This is a genomic window from Allobosea sp. 05L423 (genome assembly GCF_056397745.1).
This window is the reverse complement of sequence record NZ_JBFTOA010000008.1, coordinates 21,696-38,754: the sequence shown is the minus strand read 5'-3', so window position 1 is coordinate 38,754 and position 17,059 is coordinate 21,696. Positions and strand designations below refer to the sequence as shown.

Genomic DNA, 17,059 nt, shown 5'->3' with positions numbered 1-17,059 from the left:
GTCAGCCGCCCGCCTTGACCGCGCGCTCGTAATACCGCGTCTCGAACAGGCCGTCGAAGGGCAGTTCCTTCTCCAGCGAGCCGAGCTTGACCTGATAGGCCTGCATGGCGCGGGCAGGCTCGATGATCTTGCGCGGATCGATCTCGAACTGGCTTGCCGGCGAGACCAGCGCCTTCTGGATCAGCTCGGGGTCGACGATGCCCTTGCCGAGAGCCGCACCGACATGGGGCGCAGCCTTGGAGGGGTCGGCCTTGATCAGCGCGGCCGCCTTGACCAGCCCGTTGACGAGGGTCTGCACGGCTTCGGGGTTCTTGGTGGCGAAGGCGCCGGAAACGGCGACGACCGTGCCGGGCTGGCCGGGGAAGACTTCCTCGCCGCCGGCGATCAGCTTGATCTGCGGATTGCGGCTCTGGATGATCGTCAGGGCCGGCTCGCGGACGCTGCCGCCGTCGACGGCGCTGGCGAGAATCGCCTGCTGCGTCGCATCGATGCCCATCGGCACGATCTCGACATCGGCCTTGTCGACCTTCGCGACCTCCCAGAGCCAATACTGCAGCGTGGTGTTGGGCACGGAACCGGCCGGCTGGGTCGCGAGGCGGGCAGCCTTGCCGTTGGCCGCGCGGAAGGCCTTGAAGGCGGCTGCGGCGCTGGTGCCGGCGGTTACGAATTTCGTCAGCGAGGGCGCGCTGACGACCACGTTCTCGCCGATCGCCGTCGAGGCGACCACGCGGATGTCGACACCGCGCGAGCGGGCAACGGCCAGAGGGGCGACGCCGGCGACATAGACGTCGATCGTGCCGGAGGCGAGCGCCTGGATCATGTTCGGACCGGACTCGAACACGGTCAGAGCCACGTCAAGGCCACCCTGCTTCAGCCAGCCCTCGCCCGACGCGACGAAGAACGGTGCCGTGCCGACGATCGGGATATAGCCGACGCGCGCCGTGACGCTCTGCGCCCGGGCCGCACCGGCGAGCGGCAGGGTGGCAGCAAGGCTCGCTCCCGCGATGAGAAACTGGCGGCGGTCCATCGTGCAAATCCTTCTCGCAGCGCGGGCAGATCGAGCCTCGATCAAGCCCCATTGACAGATTGAGAAAAGGATTTTCTATCTGAATGCAATAGATCGACCTTAAAAAGATAAACCATCTTTATATGGACGATTTGATAGTTTAAATTTCTTCCAAGAGCGAGTTTGAGAGAATGGACGCCATCGACCGGAAAATTCTCACTGTCCTGCAGGCCGACGCGAATATTTCGATCGCCGAACTGGCCGATCGCGTCGGGCTGTCGCAGACGCCGTGCTGGAAACGCATCCAGAAGCTCGAACAGGCAGGGGTGATCCTGAAGCGCGTCGCGCTGGTGGCGCCGGAGAAGATCGGGCTCGGACTCACCGTCTTCGTCCAGATCGAAACCGCTGATCATTCCGGCCCCTGGCTGGAGAAATTCGCGCAGATGGTCGCGGCGATGCCGGAGGTGATGGAGTTCTACCGGATGGCTGGCGATGTCGACTACATGCTGCGCGTCGTCGTCGCCGACATGGCCGCCTATGACGCCTTCTACAAGAAGCTGATCGAGACGATCCCGCTCAAGAACGTGACCTCGCGCTTCGCCATGGAGCGGATCAAGGCGACGACGGCCTACAAGGTGCCGGAGCTGCCGCGCGATTGACCGCGGAACAGGCCGGCGCCTCCCTCGGAAAGCCAGCCCTCGTCCCCAGTGGCCCCGAAGGGCCGTCTCGAAGGACGATCCAGCTGGCTCCGGAGCCTCGTGAAGCGCCCTTCGAGACGCAAGCTGGCGCCTGCTCCTCACGATGCGGGCCGCGGCGGACCGGGAGCGCATGACAGGCCAACATCCCGGATGCTAGGAAGCGGTCAGTCCGACGCTCTCGCTGCCCGAGGAGCCGCCTTGTCCGCTTCCCGCTCCGTCCTTCTGATCATCGGCGGCGGCATCGCCGCCTACAAGGTGCTCGAAGTCATCCGCCGGCTGAAGGATCGCGGCATCGCCGCACGCTGCATCCTGACCAAGGCCGGCGAGCAATTCGTCACGCCGCTCACCGTCTCCTCGCTCGCCGGCGAACGCTGCTTCACCGATCTGTTCTCGCTGACAGACGAAGCCGATATCGGCCATATCCAGCTGTCGCGCTCGACCGATCTGATTGTCGTGGCGCCGGCGACTGCCGACCTGATCGCCAAGATGGCCAACGGCCTCGCCGACGATCTCGCCTCGACGGCGCTGCTTGCCACCGACAAGCGCATCCTGATCGCGCCTGCGATGAACCCGCGGATGTGGCAGCACCCGGCGACGCGCCGGAACATGGTCCAGCTCGAGAAGGACGGCGTCCTCGTCGTCGGCCCGAATGTCGGGGCCATGGCCGAGCGCGGCGAGAACGGGCCGGGCCGCATGGCCGAACCGCCCGAGCTGCTGGCCGCGATCGAGTCCGCACTGGCCGGCGAAAAGCCTGCGGCCGCCCGCGCCATCGGCTTCCTCGGCCGGCTGCCCGGCGGCGACCATACGAAGCCGGGCCCGCTCGCCGGCCGGCATGTGCTGATCACCTCTGGGCCGACTCATGAGGCGATCGACCCGGTGCGCTACATCGCCAACCGCTCCTCTGGAAAGCAGGGCCACGCCATCGCGGCGGCTGCCGCTGCGGCGGGCGCGCGGGTCACGCTGGTCAGCGGTCCGGTGAATCTGCCTGACCCCGACGGTGTCGAGACCGTCCACGTCGAATCCGCCCGCGAGATGCTGGGCGCAGTCGAAACCGCCTTGCCGGCCGATATCGCGATCTTCGCCGCCGCTGTCGCCGACTGGCGCGTCGCCGATGCCGCGCCGGAAAAGATGAAGAAGGATGGCAAGGCCCTGCCGCCGCTGGCGCTGGTCGAGAACCCCGATATCCTGGCCACCGTCGCGCACCGCAAGAGCGGGCGCCCGCCGCTGGTCGTCGGTTTTGCCGCCGAAACCCAGAACGTCATCGACTACGCCAAGGCCAAGCTGGCGAAGAAGGGTTGCGACCTGATCGTCGCCAACGACGTCGGCGGCACCGGCGTGATGGGCGGCGACGCCAACACGGTCCATCTCGTCACCGCCGCAAATGTCGAGACCTGGCCGACGCTGCCGAAGGACGAGGTCGCGAGCCGGCTGATCGCCCATATCGCGGACCTTGCCCCAACCGGCCGGGCGGACTGACGGCGATGGTTACGATTGCACTGCAACGCCTGCCGCATGGCGCCGATCTGCCCTTGCCGGCCTATGAGACGGCCGGAGCGGCAGGCCTCGATCTGCGCGCCGCCATCGGCGAGCCACTCCTGCTCGCCCCCGGCGAAAGGACCCTTGTCCCAACCGGGCTGGCGATGCAGCTACCCGACGGTTTCGAGGGGCAGGTGCGCCCGCGCTCGGGCCTTGCGGTCAAGCATGGCGTCACCGTGCTGAATGCGCCCGGCACCGTGGACAGCGACTATCGCGGCGAGATCAAGGTGCCGCTGATCAATCTCGGGCAGGAGCCCTTCGCCATCGCGCGGGGCGACCGGATCGCCCAGCTGGTGATCGCACCGGTGACGCATGCCGTGCTGACCGAGGTCGCCTCTCTCGATCAGACGGAGCGCGGCGCGGGGGGCTTCGGCTCTACCGGCGTCGGCGGCGGCAGGCACGGAGAGAAGCGGCCATGATGCTGCTCTCGCGCCGCAGCCTGCTCGCCATCGCAGCAGTGGTCGACATCGCGCTGCATGCCCGGCCTTCGCCGGTCGCCGCCAAGCTCCTGGCCGCGCGTCATGCCCTGCCCCCGCGCCATCTGGAGACGCTGCTCCAGACGCTCGTCCGCGTCGGTATCCTGAAGGGCGTGCGCGGCCCGCGCGGCGGCTACGAGCTCGCCCGGGAGCGGCGCAAGATCACGGCCGGTGACATCGCCCGCGCCGCGATGCAGGAGTCGGGCGAAGAAGGCCTCGGCCCCCTGCCGCAATCGCGGCTGGTCGACGAGGTTGTGGGGCCGGAGGTCGAGGCAGCGTCGGCCGCCTTCCTGGCAATGCTCGACAAGGTGACCGTGGAAGAGCTCTGCCAGCGGGCGCAGGCTAAATCCGTCTTCGGCAGAGGTAGTTCCGGAGCAGATTTCACTATTTAGGATTGTGATTTATTTCTTCAATCGACACAATCTGTGAATTGACCTAGCTTCACCGCCAACCATCCGTCGAGGAGGATTGATCCATGGCTGAAGCACAGGCGCCGACGAAAGCCCCGGGGCGCGGGCGCATCTACAACTCCATCACCGACACGATCGGCGACACCCCGCTCGTCAGGCTCAACCGCCTGCCGGCCGAGCGTGGCGTCAAGGCGACGATGCTCGCCAAGCTCGAATTCTTCAATCCGATCTCGAGCGTGAAGGACCGCATCGGCGTCAACATGATCGATGCGCTGGAGGCGTCCGGCACGCTGAAACCCGGCGGCACGCTGATCGAACCGACCTCGGGCAACACCGGCATCGCGCTCGCCTTCGTCGCGGCGGCACGCGGCTATCGCCTGATCCTGGTCATGCCCGAGACGATGTCGCTGGAGCGGCGCAAGATGCTCGCCCTGCTCGGCGCGGAACTCGTCCTGACGCCCGGCCCCGGCGGGATGCGCGGCGCCGTCGCCAAGGCCGAGGAACTCAAGAACGAGATCCCCGGCGCGATCATCCCGCAGCAGTTCGAGAACCCGCATAACCCGGAGATTCACCGCAAGACGACGGCCGAGGAGATCTGGAACGACACCAACGGCCAGGTCGACATCGTCATTTCCGGTGTCGGCACCGGCGGCACCATCACCGGCGTCGGCCAGGTGCTGAAGGCGAAGAAGCCGGGCGTGAAGATGGTCGCGGTCGAGCCGGAAGATTCACCCGTCCTCTCCGGCGGCCAGCCCGGCCCGCACAAGATCCAGGGCATCGGCGCCGGCTTCGTGCCGGGCGTGCTCGATCGCAGCGTGATCGACGAAGTCGTCACCGTCGGCAACCAGACCGCCTTCGAGACGGCGCGCGCGCTAGCCAGGAAAGAGGGCATTCCGGCCGGCATTTCCTCGGGTGCTGCGGTCGCGGCCGCGCTCGAAGTCGGCGCGCGACCGGAGAACGCCGGCAAGACCATCGTGGTGATCATCCCCTCCTTCGCCGAGCGCTATATCTCCAGCGCCCTGTTCGAGGGTCTGTGAACCCGGCAGCCATCCAGATCGTCCGGCTGGCGGAGAGCCTGCCGGACGATTTCGAGGCGCTGCGCCACGAGGCGAGCGCAGAAAGCTATCGCTTCGTCGAGGGCCTGCGTGAGGAATGGCTGGCTGGCCACTATGCCGGCGACGACGACCGCTTCGTGACCTTCGCCGCCTTTCAGGAAGGCGAGCTCTCCGGTATCGGCGCTCTGACGCCAGATCCTTACGACCCCGAGCCCGATCTCCTGCGGGTCCGGCACGTCTATGTCCGGCCGCTGCATCGCGGCACCGGCATCGGCCGCGTTCTGGCTGCGGCGCTCATTCAGCAAGGGCTGGCGCTGGCACCGCGCCTCTCGCTCCGCGCCGCCGATCCGCGCGCAGCGGCGTTCTGGGAAGCAAGCGGCTTCAAGCCCGATACCGGCGGAACGCGTCGCTCGCACCTGCTGGCGCGCTGAGCCCTCTCAGCGAACCAGAACCAGCCTGTTGCCCCAGGGATCGCCGATCCCCGGCGCTCCGTCGCTCTCGCTGCCGCCACCGCTGAGGATTCGTTCGCGCATCGCGATGAAATCGGCCTCGCTGCGCGCCACGACCTCGAAGCGATCGAGACCCGCCTCGCCGGGCTGACGAGGCCCGGCGCCGCGGCTGCCCCAGATATTGCCGGCGATATGATGGTGGTAGCCACCGCTGGCGAGGAAGCTTGCGCCGGGATAGTGGACCATCAAATCGAAGCCGAGCAGGTCGCGATAGAAGGCCTCGGCCGCCACCGTATCGCCGACGCGCAGGTGGATATGGCCCATGCCGGTGCCTTCGGGCATGCCGGCATAAGGCCCGCTTTCGGCCTCGCTCAGGAGTCTGTCGAGATCGAGCCGCTCGGTCGCCATGGCAATGCCGCCATCGGGCCGGCGCGGCCACTCGGCACGCGTGCGGTCGCGATAGATCTCGATGCCGTTGCCCTCGGGGTCGGAGAGATAGAGCGCCTCGCTGACAAGGTGGTCGGAGGCGCCTTCGAGCGGGATACGCGTCTCGGCGGCGTGCTTCAGCCAGTTGGCGAGATCGCGCCGTGACGGCAGCAGGATGGCGAGGTGGAAGAGGCCGGCTGGCGAGCTCGGCTGCGCCGCACCGGCCTGTAGCCGAACGAGCACTCGTCCATCGATACCAAGTTCCGCGCCGTCACGGTCTTCCCGAATCAGGCGCAGCCCGATGGCGTCACGATAATAGGCGGTGAGCTTGGCAAGATCGCGCACGCGCAGGGTGACGGCCCCGATATGATAGGGCGCATCATGGGCTTCCAGCCTGGCGAGAGGCGCGGTCTTCTCTGCGGTCGCGGGCATGGCGTGGTCCTTTCGCGGCAGCCGCAACGGCTGACGCCACCAAAGATGGTGCTTCCCACCCCGCTTGTCGCCACCCTCCCTGGCAAGAGCGGGATTGCAGCGTTGCAATGAGGCTGCGGACTCCGCCTCACTCGGCCTTCGCCGGGCCGACCCTGTCGGCCATGGTCGCGCCGCGCTCGCCGAGAGGCTTCGGCTTGCCGGTCGTCGTGTCGTGTGCCGTCTGGTGTTCCAGCTCGGCATTGAGCTCGGCACCGGCGAGCACGATGGTCGCCGAGAGCCAGAGCCAGGTCATGAACACCACGACGGTCGCGAGCGAGCCATAGGCGGCCGTGTAGTTGCCGAGCGTGCTGACATACCAGGAGAAGGCATAGGAGGCCGCGCCCCATAGAAGGGCCGCGGCGATGGCGCCGGGCATCACCCAGACGAAGCGCATGCGCTGGCGGCTCGGGCCGATCCAGTAGAGAACCGCTATCGAGAGCGTTGCCATGACGAAGAAAGCGGGCCAGCGCACCAGCCGGATCAGTCGTTCCAGCTCGAAATGGAAGGGAAACAGTGCGGTCACGACCGGCAAGCTGGCGATTGCGACCAGTGCCGCGACGAGCAGCACGACGCCACTCACCGTGGTGAACAGCGAGATCGCGTTGAGCTTGAGGAAGCTGCGCTTCTCCTGTTCGCGATAGATGATGTTGAGCGCGTCGAAGATCGCCTTCACCGCCGCGTTGGCGGACCAGGCCGCGACGAGGAGGCTGATGTAGAAGGTCAGGGACAGGCCGACTCCCGACTGGGTGGAGAGCCGCATCGCCTGCTCATGGATGAGCTCCCGCGCGGCCTGCGGGAACATGGTCGTCACGGCGTCCAGCTGCCCGGCGATGGTCGCCGGATCGGTGAAATAGCGGTAGATCGTCACCAGCAGCGAAAGCGCCGGGACCAGCGAGAGCAGGGTGAAGAAGGCGACCGCGCCGGCGAGCGAGGTCAGCCGGTTGTCGGCGACATTGCCGATGAAGCGCAGCAGCACGTCCTTCCAGCCGAGCCAGGTCATTTGCAAAGGCGTCCGTGCCAGCCGCCCGCGCGCGGCTTCCTGCCGGCGCCTGTCGCGATGGTTGGACAGAGCTCCCGACAGATAGCCCAGCGCAACCCCCAACCCGGCGGCGCCCGTGATCCGTTTGAGAAATGCCATGTCGGGGTGAGGTCTCCGCGGCCGTTGAGACTGCAGCTTGCGAGCAACCGCGCCGCGCCGCAATCGTTCCGGCGAAGCCCGCTCACGATCGGCGCTTAGCTGATTGTTAACCTTAATGCTTCGTTATGACCGGGCGCGCTCGATCCTCCGGGCGCATCACGATTTCTCGGAAAGCCCGATGTCGAAGCTCAGATATGCCCTGGCAGGATGCGTGGCGCTGCTGTCAGGCGCGGCCGCCGCGGCCGATCTGCGCGGCGTCGCCCTGCCGCCCGCGCCGGAACTGCCTGCGCTCTATTCCTGGACCGGCGTCTATGCCGGTCTGCAGGGCGGCTACTCCTGGGGCAGCAACCGCGTGCGGATCGGAGCGCCGACCGGCCCCTTCGCGCCGATGAGCTTCCACATCGACGACGATTCCGCTTTCGGCGGCGCCCATGCCGGCTTCAACTATCAGTTCGGCAGCATCGTGCTCGGCATCGAGGGCGACATCGAAGCCGTCAATAGCCGCAGCCGCTTCGCCGGCGCCGGCTTCAACGGCCGCGTCTCGCAGGATTGGCAGGGCGCGGCGCGCCTCCGCATCGGCTATGCCTTCGACCGGCTGATGATCTATGCCGCCGGCGGCGCCTCACTCACGGAATATGAGCGGCGTGTCTTCGATACGGCCGGCTTCGGCGAAAGGCTGACCAGCGCCCGGACCGGCTGGAACCTCGGCGCCGGCGTCAATTTCGCCTTCACCGACAACCTGATCCTCGGCGCCGAATACCGCTACACCGATTTCGGGCGGAACCGCTTCGCGAGCTCCGGCGCCTTTCCAGGCCTGACCGGCGATCAGGAATTCACGGCGCACAGCGCCCGCGCCAGCATCGCCTACAAGTTCTGAAGGCGCCGCCTGGCGTCATGCCCGGGCTTGGCCCGAGATTCTCGGGTCGCAGCTCTGCTGCGCCGCGAATGGCGGAAGGCGCAGTTCTGCCTCAAAACCCCGTGCGCTGGCGGATCGCGGCGGCGAGCGTGCCGTCATCGAGATAGTCGAGCTCGCCGCCGACCGGCACGCCATGGGCGAGCTTCGTCACCTTGACCGGCAGATGTGCCAGGAGGTCGGTGATGAAATGCGCCGTGGTCTGGCCGTCGACCGTGGCGCTGAGCGCGAGGATGATCTCCTTCACCGCCGGATCGGAAGCGCGCGCCACCAGCGCATCGAGCGAGAGATGCTCGGGCCTGACGCCATCGAGCGCCGAGAGCACGCCGCCGAGCACGTGATAGCGCCCCGCCACGGCACCCGAGCGCTCCAGCGCCCAGAGATCGGAAATATCGGCGACGACGACGATCAGGCTGTCGTCACGACGCGGATCGGTGCAGAGGCCGCAGGGATCGCTGGTATCGACATTGCCGCAACGGCAGCAGACGACGATGCGCTCGCGCGCGACCGCCATCGCCTCGGAAAGCGGGCCGAGCAGCTGCTCGCGTTTCTTGACGAGATGCAGCGCCGCACGCCGGGCCGAGCGCGGCCCGAGCCCGGGCAGCTTGGCCAGGAGCTGGATCAGCCTTTCGATCTCGGGACCGGCGATGGCGCGGGACATTGGTGGTAAACGACCTTCTGGCTCTTCTCAGCCCTCATCCTGAGGAGCCGCGAAGCGGCGTCTCGAAGGATGTTCCAGAGCGCGCTGGAGCATCCTTCGAGACGCAGCCTATCGGCTGCTCCTCAGGATGAGGGCTGAGAGAAAAGACTCAAAACAGCTTCATGCCCGGCGGGATCGGCAGGCCCTTGGTGATCTCGGCCATCCGCTCCTGCATGACGCGCTCGCCGCGGGTCCGCGCATCGTTCGCCGCGGCGACGATCAGGTCCTCGAGGATTTCGCGCTCGTCCGGCACCATCAGGCTCGGGTCGATCTTCACGCCCTTGAGCGCGCCCTTGGCCGTCATCGTGACCGTGACCATGCCACCGCCCGCCGTGCCCTCGACCTCGATGGCGTCGAGCTCGGCCTGCATGTCGGCCATCTTCTGCTGCATCTGCTGAGCCTGCTTCATCAGACCCATCATGTCGCGCATGGGAAATCCTCCTTAAAAAAATCAGAAATCGATGCCGTCGAAATCCGGCTCGGAATCGTCGAAAAGCGGCTCGGCGTCGGGCAGATACTCCTCCTCGGCCGGAGCCGCAGCAGCATTCTCGGCCGCGGCGATGGCGCGCGGATCACGGACATCGACGATGCGCGCGCCGGGAAAGCGCTCCAGCACCGCCTTGACCGAGGGATGAGCCGCAGCGTCGCTCTCGCGCCGGTCCTTGGCCGCCACCGCCTGCTCACGCAGGGTCGCGCCGCCCTCTTCGTTGACGACAGCGACCATCCAGGTCTGGTTCGTCCATTCCTTGAGGCGGCGGGATAGGTCCTGCGCGAGGGTGCGCGAAGCGCCCTCGGCAAGCGAGAACTCGATGCGGCCGGGCTCGAAGCGCACCGGCCGGATATCTCGCTCCAGAGCGATCTTCAGCGTGATGTCGCGGTTCTGCGACGCCAGCGCGACGACATCCTCGATCGAGGCGACGATCGCGGCCGGAGCCGCGGCAATGCGTGCGACCGGAACCGGAGCCGGATTTGCGCTGGCGAGGATCGGCCGGGCGGCGAGCGCAGTGTTGCCGCCCCCGGAAGGCGGGCGCGGCGCGCCGCCGCCATTTCCGTTTCCGGCCGGGCCGGAACCCATGCCGTCGCGCAGCAGCTTCAACGCCTCGTCCGGCGTCGGCAGGTCGGCGGCATGGGCGAGGCGGACGAGGACCATCTCGGCGGCCATCACCGGCCGGTCGGCCTGCTTCACCTCGGCAATGCCCTTGAGCAGCATCTGCCAGGTGCGGGCGAGCACGCGGATCGAGAGGCGCTGGGCGAAATCGCCGCCGCGCACGCGCTCTGCCTGGGCGAGGCTGTTGTCCTTCACCGCCTCGGGCACGAGCTTGAGGCGGGTCACGAGATGGGTGAACTCGGCGAGGTCGTTGAGCACCACCGCCGGATCGGCACCGGCGTCGTATTGCCCGCGCAGCTCGCCCAGAGCTGCGGCGATATCGCCCTTCATCACCGATTCGAAGAGATCGATGACGCGCGCGCGGTCGGCGAGGCCGAGCATGGAACGGATGTCGTCGAGCGTGATCCGCCCGGCCGCATGGGCGATGGCCTGGTCGAGGATCGAGAGCGAATCGCGCACCGAGCCCTCGGCGGCGCGGGCGACGGCGGCGAGCGCCTCCTGCTCGGCATCGACGCCTTCGGCCTTGCAGATGCCGCCGAGGTGGTCGACCAGCACATCGGCCTCGACGCGGCGCAGGTCGAAGCGCTGGCAGCGCGACAGCACCGTAATCGGCACCTTGCGGATCTCGGTGGTCGCGAAGATGAACTTCGCGTGCGGCGGCGGCTCCTCCAGCGTCTTCAGGAAGGCGTTGAAGGCGCCGGTCGAGAGCATGTGCACCTCGTCGACGATATAGACCTTGTAGCGCGCGGAGACCGGCGCATAGCGCACGGCGTCGTTGATCTGGCGGATATTGTCGACGCTGTTGTTCGAGGCGGCGTCGATCTCCATCACGTCGATATGGCGGCCCTCGATGATCTCGCGGCAATGCACGCCGAACTCGCGCAGATCGGTGGTCGGTGCGCCCTTCCCGTCGGGTGTCTGGAAGTTCAGCGCCCGCGCCAGAATGCGGGCGGTCGTCGTCTTGCCGACGCCGCGCACGCCGGTCAGCATCCAGGCCTGCGGAATGCGGCCGGCAGCGAAGGCGTTGGTGAGCGTGCGCACCATCGCTTCCTGGCCGATGAGATCGCCGAAATGCGCCGGCCGATATTTGCGGGCGAGCACGCGATAGGGCGTCGGCGCCGCACCGGACACCGCGTGCGGCGCAGGCGCCGGGTCGAAACCGGCGAATCCCGGTTCGTCAGCAGAGGCAGCGTCGATCTGGTCGGTCATGGAAACTGGTTTCGCCAATCGGGAGGCGAGGGTCAATGGCGCTATGCCAACTTGGGCGCCGTGCCGGTTTGACCTCGGCCCGGGCGCGGCCGGAGCACGGCGCTTTCACGCGGCGCATGAGGTGGGAGGCTGGACGAAGACCCGTTCGGTCTCGTTAGGGCTGCTTCCTTCCGGACCTGACCCGGTTGGCGAGTGAGACGTCCCTCGCCAACCTCCCGGGCGCTATATCGGGGATGTCGACGCGAAGCGCAAGCCTGCCGGCAACAGATCCGGCAGCGCGCTCACGGTCGCTTCGGCGCCTCGGGAGCGCGATTCTCCTCCTGCGCCGCGAAAACATTGTGCGCGTAAGCATCGAGGATCGCTTCCGAACGCTGCAGGCGCTCGGCCGCCTCGCCGGCACGGGGGGCGCCGTAGAAGTCCAGCTTGCGGATCTTTTCGATCCAGTTCCGGAATTTCATCAGCTCCTGCTCGTTCTCCTCGAGCTCGGCGAAGGTGAAATGCGAGACCCGCGTCTCCTCGTCGATCTCGGCCTCGAAGGCGAGGCACTTCCCGATGAACTCCTTGTACTCGTCGTCGCGATCGGCATTGAAGCGCGCGACGACCTTCTCCTGCTGCTTCTGGTCGAGACCGACCGTCGCCAGCAGCAGCGCCTCGCCCTCGGCCTCGGCGATCTCGTTCTCGAGCATCCTGAGCCGACGCAGATGATCGTCCGTCTTCGGCAGCAGGCAGACGCCGCCCTGGAGGTAGACCGCCCCCATGCCCTTGAGCTTGCGCCAGATGGAGACCCGCTTGCGCGCCGGCTCGGCCGGAACCTTGTAGGTCAGCAACAACCATTCGAGCGACGCCATGGTACCTCTTGAATGTTACGACTGTTACAAATACTATCTTACCATGGCCTTTCAAGGCCGAAACCATCGTGACAGCAAAAGCCGACGCTGTCGCCTGCGTGCCGGATCGTTCACGAGAGGTCGCCGATGACTTGGACCATGGCTGCTCCCGCGCTCTCCGCAGCCTTCCTCGCCTCGCTGGTCGAGGTGGTCGAAGCCTTCACCATCGTCCTCGCGGTTGGCACCGTGCGTGGCTGGCGGCCGGCGCTCATCGGCACGGGCTGCGCGCTGGCTGCGCTCGCATTGCTGGTGCTGCTGCTCGGCTCGGCCCTGACACGGGTGCCACTGCAAGCCCTGCAGCTCACCATCGGCATCCTGCTCCTGATGTTCGGCCTGCGCTGGCTGCGAAAAGCGATCCTCCGCGCCGCCGGCTTCATTGCACTCCATGACGAGGAGGCAGCCTTCATCAAGGAAACCGGGGCCTTGCAGGCCGGCGATGCCGGAACGACAGGCCATCACGACTGGATGGCAGGCCTCACCGCCTTCAAGGCCGTCATGCTCGAAGGCATCGAGGTCGTCTTCATCGTGCTCGCCGTCGGCGCCGGCCGGGGCCTGCTCTGGCCCGCCAGCCTCGGGGCACTCGCGGCCTGCGCGCTGGTGCTCGCGCTCGGCCTCGTCCTGCGCAAGCCACTCGCCCGCGTTCCCGAGAACACCCTGAAATTCGCAGTCGGCGTGATGATATCGGCCTTCGGCATCTACTGGACGGGCGAAGGGCTGGGCGTCGATTGGCCCGGCGGCGACCTTGCGATCCTCGCGCTGGCGGCGCTCCTCGTCGCGAGCGGGCTCACCCTCGTCGCAACCTTTCGCCGGAACTCCATGGAGACGGCAGCATGAAAACGATCGGCACGATCCTGCGCGAAATTGCCGCGCTGTTCATCGACGACGAACGGCTCGCCCTCGCCATCCTTGCACTGGTCGGACTATGCGCCTGCCTTGCCTTCGGCCTGCACGGCAGTCCGATCGGCGTGGCCGCGGCGCTGACGGGAGGCTCCGTCCTGGTTCTGGCGTTCAGCGTCCGCCAAGGGGCGAAGCGTGGGCCGCGCCGGCCGATACGTGAAGCTTCGTCGCAGACGGCGGCTTCGCGGATCATTCGGCATTGACTCGGTGTCGTCCATCCGTCATAAGCCCGCGACCTGCGCAGCCGAAAGGCCGCGCCGACCCTTATCGCATGACAGGCTCGGTTGGCCATGCTTTCCCCGGAAAGCCGCGGCCGTCGTGCTCATAAAGGCCCCGGAGACGGACCGTGAAGAGAACCTATCAACCCAGCAAGCTGGTTCGCAAGCGCCGCCACGGCTATCGTGCCCGCATGGCGACCAAGGGTGGCCGCAAGGTCATCGCCGCTCGCCGTGCTCACGGCCGCAAGCGCCTGTCGGCCTGACAAGCACTGGCGCGTGACCATAGCGCGCCCGTTCCCGAAGACTGGCCAATCGCCATGCGCCTCGCCCGTCTGACGCAACGCAAAGAATTCCTGGCGGCGGCCGACCACGGCCGCCGTTTTCGTTCGCCTGCCTTTATGGCGCAGGTGCGCGACTGCATGCCCGAGGAAGAGCGGGACGGGCTGCGGCTCGGGCTCACCGCCTCGCGCAAGACCGGCAACGCCGTGAAGCGCAACCGCATCCGCCGCCGCCTGCGCACCGCTGCCGCCCAGGCCCTGCGCGACCAGACGAACAAGCGCTGCGACATCGTGATCGTTGCCCGCTCCGAAGTGCTGAAGGCAGATTTTCACGCACTCGTGGCCGATCTTTCCATTGCCATCGACCGGGCGAAGCCTCAAAAGCCGCATGCTGACCGACACCGCTCGCGCCTGAAGCGCGATGCGGCGCCGCAAGCCTGACCTGACACGCCGAGCCCTGCCGGACCAAGCGAGATTCGTTTCCGATCATGATGAAAGAAGACAACCGCAATCTGCTTCTCGCGATCGTCATGTCCGTGGTCATCCTGCTCGGCTGGCAGTTCTTCTATGCCAAGCCGCAGATGGAGAAGCAGCAGGAGGCCGCGCGGCAGAACCAGCAGGCCCAGAGCCAGCAGGCGCCCGCGGCGTCCGGCTCGACCCCGGCTCCCTCCACGCCCGGCGGCTCCGCCGCGCCCGGCACTGCCGCGACGCAGGCCGTCGGCACGCGCGAGCAGGCTCTCGCCGCGAGCCCGCGCATCAAGATCGACACGCCCCGGATCGCTGGCTCGATCTCCCTCACTGGCGCTCGCGTGGATGACGTCTCGCTCAAGGCATTCCGCGAGACGGTAGACCCCAACAGCCCGATCATCGTCCTGCTTTCGCCGGCCGGCGGCCCCAACGCCTATTATTCGGATTTCGGTTGGGTCGCAGCGCCCGGCAGCTCGGTAGCGGTGCCCAACGCAAAAACCCTTTGGACTGCGGATAACCAGACCCTGACGCAGGCCACGCCGGTCACGCTGAGCTGGGACAACGGCCAGGGCCTGATTTTCAAGCGCATCATCGGCGTCGACAACAACGCCATGTTCACGATCCGAGACGAGGTCGAGAACAAGGGGGCCACCCCGGTCACGCTGTTCCCGTACGGCCAGGTCGTCCGTCAGGGCCGACCGCACACGCTGGGCTATTACGTTCTCCACGAAGGCCTCGTCGGCTATGTTGGCGAGCACGGCCTGCAGGAATGGACCTACGACAAGCTCGATAAAGAGCCGGCGCTGTCGCCCGGAACCGTCGGCCGCAACTGGAAGGATGCTGTCGGCGGCTGGGTCGGTATCACCGACAAATATTGGGCAGCGACCGTCATCCCCGACCAGAAGCGCAAGTTCGAAGGCCGTTTTTCTTCGGTCCAGACCGGTTCGGAGCGCACCTACCAGGCCGACTTCCTCGGCGAGGCGGTTGCGGTGGCGCCGGGCGCGAGCGCTGCGTCGCAGTCGAAGCTTTTCGCCGGCGCAAAGGAAGTCGCGGCGATCAATGGCTATGAGCGCGATCTTCAGATCACGCGCTTCGACCTGCTGATCGACTGGGGCTGGTTCTATTTCATCACCAAGCCGATGTTCCTGCTGCTCGACTGGATCTACAAGCATGTCGGCAATTTCGGCGTCGCGATCCTGATCGTCACGGTGCTGCTCAAGGCGCTGTTCTTCCCGCTCGCCAACAAGTCCTACGCCTCGATGGCGAAGATGAAGGCGCTGCAGCCGGAAATGACGGCGATCCGCGAGCGCTACGCCGACGACAAGATGAAGCAGCAGCAAGCGCTGATGGAGCTTTACAAGACGCAGAAGATCAACCCGGTGGCCGGCTGCTGGCCGGTGCTGCTGCAGATCCCGGTGTTCTTCGCGCTCTACAAGATCCTGTTCATCACCATCGAGATGCGGCACGCGCCGTTCTTCGGCTGGATCCACGATCTCGCCGCGCCCGATCCGACGAACATCTTCTTCTTCCTGCCCGCGGCCATGACGAGCTATCTGCATCTCGGCATCTGGCCGATCATCATGGGCATCACGATGTTCATCCAGATGAAGATGAACCCGGAGCCGCCGGACCCGGTGCAGAAGATGATGTTCACCTGGATGCCGGTTTTCTTCACCTTCCTGCTCGGCTCGTTCCCGGCCGGCCTGGTGATCTACTGGAGCTGGAACAACCTGCTCTCGGTGACCCAGCAGGGCTTCATCATGCGCAAGAACGGGGTGAAGATCGAACTGTTCGACAACCTCAAAGGCATGTTCGGCAAGAAGCCTGCGACAGCGAGCACCACCGCCACGCCGCCAAAGCCGGCCAACACCAACAAGAAGTGAGTGATCGAAGGGCGGGTTTCCCGCCCTTCGCCTTTTCAGGCCAAGGCCTTTCCGCGATGCCGCTTCCCGATCCGCAGACGCGCCACCCCATTCCCGGCTGGAAGGGCACCGCCTTCCTGAAGGCAGTGGTCGATCATCCGCTGATCGAGGTCGGCGACTACAGCTATTACGACGACTCGCGCGGGCCGGAGCATTTCGCGGCCCGCTGCGTGCGCTATCATTTCGACTTCATCGGCGACCGGCTGATCATCGGGAAATTCGTCGCCATCGCGCAGGCGGCGCAGTTCATCATGAACGGCGCCAACCACCCGATCGGCGGCTTCTCGACCTTTCCGTTCCAGATGTTCGGCCTCGGCGATCCCGAGGCGCTGAAGCGCCCCGGACCGAACAACCGCGGCGACATGGTGATCGGCAACGATGTCTGGATCGGGCGCGAGGCGGTCATCATGCCCGGCGTCAGGATCGGCGACGGCGCGATCATCGGCACCCGGGCACAGGTCACGAAGGACGTGCCGCCCTATGCGGTCGTCGCCGGCAACCCCGGCCGGATCGTCAAGATGCGCTTTCCGCCCGAGATCGTCGCGGAGCTGCTGGCGATCCGCTGGTGGGACTGGGAGGCGGACAAGATCGCGCGCCATATCGACGCGATCCAGGGCGCCGACATCGACGCGCTGCGCGCAGCCGTGTAAGAACAAACGATCCTCAGCCCTCATCCTGAGGAGCAGCCCTCAGGCTGCGTCTCGAAGGATGTTCCGGTGCGCGCTGGAGCATCCTTCGAGACGCCGCTTCGCGGCTCCTCAGGATGAGGGCTTCTGATTTCGAAAGAGCGGAAG

General features: G+C 66.6%; 20 protein-coding genes and 1 other RNA gene. 13 read left to right on the top strand and 8 right to left on the bottom strand.

Features of this window, described 5'->3' with window-relative positions; genetic code table 11:
* Window position 1: 1 nt before the first annotated feature.
* Entirely contained in the window at window positions 2–1,027 is a 1,026-nt protein-coding gene (locus AC1DNE_RS18315; RefSeq protein ID WP_476766692.1) for an ABC transporter substrate-binding protein, read from the bottom strand.
* Window positions 1,028–1,197: 170 nt separating this feature from the next.
* Between AC1DNE_RS18315 and AC1DNE_RS18310 the strand changes: the two genes are divergently transcribed.
* The 6 genes from AC1DNE_RS18310 to AC1DNE_RS18285 all read left to right on the top strand — a co-directional run bounded on the left by AC1DNE_RS18310 (window position 1,198) and on the right by AC1DNE_RS18285 (window position 5,612).
* Window positions 1,198–1,665 carry an Lrp/AsnC family transcriptional regulator gene (locus tag AC1DNE_RS18310; RefSeq protein WP_441471132.1) on the top strand — a complete coding sequence of 156 codons (468 nt, stop codon included), beginning with the start codon at window positions 1,198–1,200 and terminating at the stop codon, window positions 1,663–1,665.
* A 237-nt stretch (window positions 1,666–1,902) separates the two neighbouring features.
* A complete protein-coding gene (locus tag AC1DNE_RS18305; RefSeq protein ID WP_476767197.1) occupies window positions 1,903–3,180 on the top strand; it encodes a phosphopantothenoylcysteine decarboxylase domain-containing protein in 1,278 nt (425 codons plus the stop codon).
* A 5-nt stretch (window positions 3,181–3,185) separates the two neighbouring features.
* Window positions 3,186–3,659: a dUTP diphosphatase gene (dut, locus tag AC1DNE_RS18300; RefSeq protein ID WP_476841145.1), complete on the top strand. Its 474-nt coding sequence runs from the start codon at window positions 3,186–3,188 to the stop codon at window positions 3,657–3,659.
* A complete protein-coding gene (locus AC1DNE_RS18295) occupies window positions 3,656–4,108 on the top strand; it encodes an RrF2 family transcriptional regulator (RefSeq protein WP_441471129.1) in 453 nt (150 codons plus the stop codon). The genes dut and AC1DNE_RS18295 overlap by 4 nt, the downstream gene beginning before the upstream one ends.
* An 83-nt stretch (window positions 4,109–4,191) precedes the next feature.
* Complete coding sequence (gene cysK, locus AC1DNE_RS18290) at window positions 4,192–5,163, top strand: cysteine synthase A (RefSeq protein WP_476767199.1); 972 nt, start codon at window positions 4,192–4,194, stop codon at window positions 5,161–5,163.
* Window positions 5,160–5,612, top strand: a complete 453-nt coding sequence (locus AC1DNE_RS18285) for a GNAT family N-acetyltransferase (RefSeq protein ID WP_441471127.1) — start codon at window positions 5,160–5,162, stop codon at window positions 5,610–5,612. Before cysK ends, AC1DNE_RS18285 begins: the two co-directional genes overlap by 4 nt.
* A gap of 6 nt (window positions 5,613–5,618) precedes the next feature.
* Here AC1DNE_RS18285 and AC1DNE_RS18280 read toward each other — a convergent pair whose 3' ends face one another.
* Together AC1DNE_RS18280 and AC1DNE_RS18275 are read right to left on the bottom strand one after the other, a co-directional pair.
* The gene (locus AC1DNE_RS18280) at window positions 5,619–6,488 is read right to left on the bottom strand and encodes a VOC family protein (protein WP_441471126.1); all 870 of its coding nucleotides are present in this window, start codon (window positions 6,486–6,488) and stop codon (window positions 5,619–5,621) included.
* A 127-nt stretch (window positions 6,489–6,615) separates the two neighbouring features.
* Window positions 6,616–7,665 carry a YihY/virulence factor BrkB family protein gene (locus AC1DNE_RS18275; protein WP_441471125.1) on the bottom strand — a complete coding sequence of 350 codons (1,050 nt, stop codon included), beginning with the start codon at window positions 7,663–7,665 and terminating at the stop codon, window positions 6,616–6,618.
* A gap of 178 nt (window positions 7,666–7,843) precedes the next feature.
* On the opposite strand from AC1DNE_RS18275, the gene AC1DNE_RS18270 reads away from it, so the two are divergent.
* Window positions 7,844–8,542, top strand: coding sequence for an outer membrane protein (locus AC1DNE_RS18270; RefSeq protein WP_476767201.1), 699 nt, complete (start codon window positions 7,844–7,846; stop codon window positions 8,540–8,542).
* A 91-nt stretch (window positions 8,543–8,633) separates the two neighbouring features.
* Here the strand turns inward: AC1DNE_RS18270 and recR are convergent, their stop codons facing one another.
* The 5 genes from recR to AC1DNE_RS18245 all read right to left on the bottom strand — a co-directional run bounded on the left by recR (window position 8,634) and on the right by AC1DNE_RS18245 (window position 12,443).
* Complete coding sequence (gene recR, locus AC1DNE_RS18265) at window positions 8,634–9,239, bottom strand: recombination mediator RecR (RefSeq protein ID WP_441471123.1); 606 nt, start codon at window positions 9,237–9,239, stop codon at window positions 8,634–8,636.
* Between the two features lie 148 nt (window positions 9,240–9,387).
* On the bottom strand, window positions 9,388–9,708 hold the full coding sequence (locus tag AC1DNE_RS18260) for a YbaB/EbfC family nucleoid-associated protein (RefSeq protein ID WP_441471122.1): 321 nt from the start codon (window positions 9,706–9,708) through the stop codon (window positions 9,388–9,390).
* A gap of 21 nt (window positions 9,709–9,729) precedes the next feature.
* Window positions 9,730–11,595: a DNA polymerase III subunit gamma/tau gene (locus tag AC1DNE_RS18255; RefSeq protein WP_441471121.1), complete on the bottom strand. Its 1,866-nt coding sequence runs from the start codon at window positions 11,593–11,595 to the stop codon at window positions 9,730–9,732.
* Window positions 11,596–11,715: 120 nt separating this feature from the next.
* Window positions 11,716–11,812, bottom strand: an RNA gene (gene ffs, locus AC1DNE_RS18250) — signal recognition particle sRNA small type.
* Window positions 11,813–11,876: 64 nt separating this feature from the next.
* Window positions 11,877–12,443 carry a Chromate resistance protein ChrB gene (locus AC1DNE_RS18245; RefSeq protein WP_441471120.1) on the bottom strand — a complete coding sequence of 189 codons (567 nt, stop codon included), beginning with the start codon at window positions 12,441–12,443 and terminating at the stop codon, window positions 11,877–11,879.
* Window positions 12,444–12,569: 126 nt separating this feature from the next.
* On the opposite strand from AC1DNE_RS18245, the gene AC1DNE_RS18240 reads away from it, so the two are divergent.
* From AC1DNE_RS18240 to AC1DNE_RS18215, 6 genes are all read left to right on the top strand, one after another.
* Complete coding sequence (locus tag AC1DNE_RS18240) at window positions 12,570–13,316, top strand: COG4280 domain-containing protein (RefSeq protein ID WP_441471119.1); 747 nt, start codon at window positions 12,570–12,572, stop codon at window positions 13,314–13,316.
* On the top strand, window positions 13,313–13,582 hold the full coding sequence (locus AC1DNE_RS18235; protein ID WP_441471118.1) for a hypothetical protein: 270 nt from the start codon (window positions 13,313–13,315) through the stop codon (window positions 13,580–13,582). The genes AC1DNE_RS18240 and AC1DNE_RS18235 overlap by 4 nt, the downstream gene beginning before the upstream one ends.
* Before the next feature lie 143 nt (window positions 13,583–13,725).
* On the top strand, window positions 13,726–13,860 hold the full coding sequence (gene rpmH, locus AC1DNE_RS18230; protein WP_038364779.1) for a 50S ribosomal protein L34: 135 nt from the start codon (window positions 13,726–13,728) through the stop codon (window positions 13,858–13,860).
* A 54-nt stretch (window positions 13,861–13,914) separates the two neighbouring features.
* Window positions 13,915–14,316 carry a ribonuclease P protein component gene (gene rnpA, locus AC1DNE_RS18225; protein WP_441471117.1) on the top strand — a complete coding sequence of 134 codons (402 nt, stop codon included), beginning with the start codon at window positions 13,915–13,917 and terminating at the stop codon, window positions 14,314–14,316.
* 50 nt (window positions 14,317–14,366) lie between these two features.
* Window positions 14,367–16,226: a membrane protein insertase YidC gene (yidC, locus tag AC1DNE_RS18220; RefSeq protein WP_476841152.1), complete on the top strand. Its 1,860-nt coding sequence runs from the start codon at window positions 14,367–14,369 to the stop codon at window positions 16,224–16,226.
* Window positions 16,227–16,282: 56 nt separating this feature from the next.
* Window positions 16,283–16,915, top strand: coding sequence for a CatB-related O-acetyltransferase (locus tag AC1DNE_RS18215; RefSeq protein WP_476767202.1), 633 nt, complete (start codon window positions 16,283–16,285; stop codon window positions 16,913–16,915).
* Window positions 16,916–17,059: the final 144 nt, after the last annotated feature.

Excerpts from the sequence above, each read along its gene's own strand:
- AC1DNE_RS18235 (WP_441471118.1), top strand. The coding sequence starts at position 13,313 with ATGAAAACGATCGGCACGATCCTGCGCGAAATTGCCGCGCTGTTCATC.
- rnpA (WP_441471117.1), top strand. The coding sequence starts at position 13,915 with ATGCGCCTCGCCCGTCTGACGCAACGCAAAGAATTCCTGGCGGCGGCC.
- AC1DNE_RS18280 (WP_441471126.1), bottom strand. The coding sequence starts at position 6,488 with ATGCCCGCGACCGCAGAGAAGACCGCGCCTCTCGCCAGGCTGGAAGCC.
- recR (WP_441471123.1), bottom strand. The coding sequence starts at position 9,239 with ATGTCCCGCGCCATCGCCGGTCCCGAGATCGAAAGGCTGATCCAGCTC.
- AC1DNE_RS18260 (WP_441471122.1), bottom strand. The coding sequence starts at position 9,708 with ATGCGCGACATGATGGGTCTGATGAAGCAGGCTCAGCAGATGCAGCAG.
- AC1DNE_RS18215 (WP_476767202.1), top strand. The coding sequence starts at position 16,283 with ATGCCGCTTCCCGATCCGCAGACGCGCCACCCCATTCCCGGCTGGAAG.
- AC1DNE_RS18310 (WP_441471132.1), top strand. The coding sequence starts at position 1,198 with ATGGACGCCATCGACCGGAAAATTCTCACTGTCCTGCAGGCCGACGCG.
- AC1DNE_RS18270 (WP_476767201.1), top strand. The coding sequence starts at position 7,844 with ATGTCGAAGCTCAGATATGCCCTGGCAGGATGCGTGGCGCTGCTGTCA.
- AC1DNE_RS18295 (WP_441471129.1), top strand. The coding sequence starts at position 3,656 with ATGATGCTGCTCTCGCGCCGCAGCCTGCTCGCCATCGCAGCAGTGGTC.
- AC1DNE_RS18255 (WP_441471121.1), bottom strand. The coding sequence starts at position 11,595 with ATGACCGACCAGATCGACGCTGCCTCTGCTGACGAACCGGGATTCGCC.
- yidC (WP_476841152.1), top strand. The coding sequence starts at position 14,367 with ATGAAAGAAGACAACCGCAATCTGCTTCTCGCGATCGTCATGTCCGTG.
- AC1DNE_RS18240 (WP_441471119.1), top strand. The coding sequence starts at position 12,570 with ATGACTTGGACCATGGCTGCTCCCGCGCTCTCCGCAGCCTTCCTCGCC.
- AC1DNE_RS18275 (WP_441471125.1), bottom strand. The coding sequence starts at position 7,665 with ATGGCATTTCTCAAACGGATCACGGGCGCCGCCGGGTTGGGGGTTGCG.
- AC1DNE_RS18315 (WP_476766692.1), bottom strand. The coding sequence starts at position 1,027 with ATGGACCGCCGCCAGTTTCTCATCGCGGGAGCGAGCCTTGCTGCCACC.
- cysK (WP_476767199.1), top strand. The coding sequence starts at position 4,192 with ATGGCTGAAGCACAGGCGCCGACGAAAGCCCCGGGGCGCGGGCGCATC.
- dut (WP_476841145.1), top strand. The coding sequence starts at position 3,186 with ATGGTTACGATTGCACTGCAACGCCTGCCGCATGGCGCCGATCTGCCC.
- AC1DNE_RS18245 (WP_441471120.1), bottom strand. The coding sequence starts at position 12,443 with ATGGCGTCGCTCGAATGGTTGTTGCTGACCTACAAGGTTCCGGCCGAG.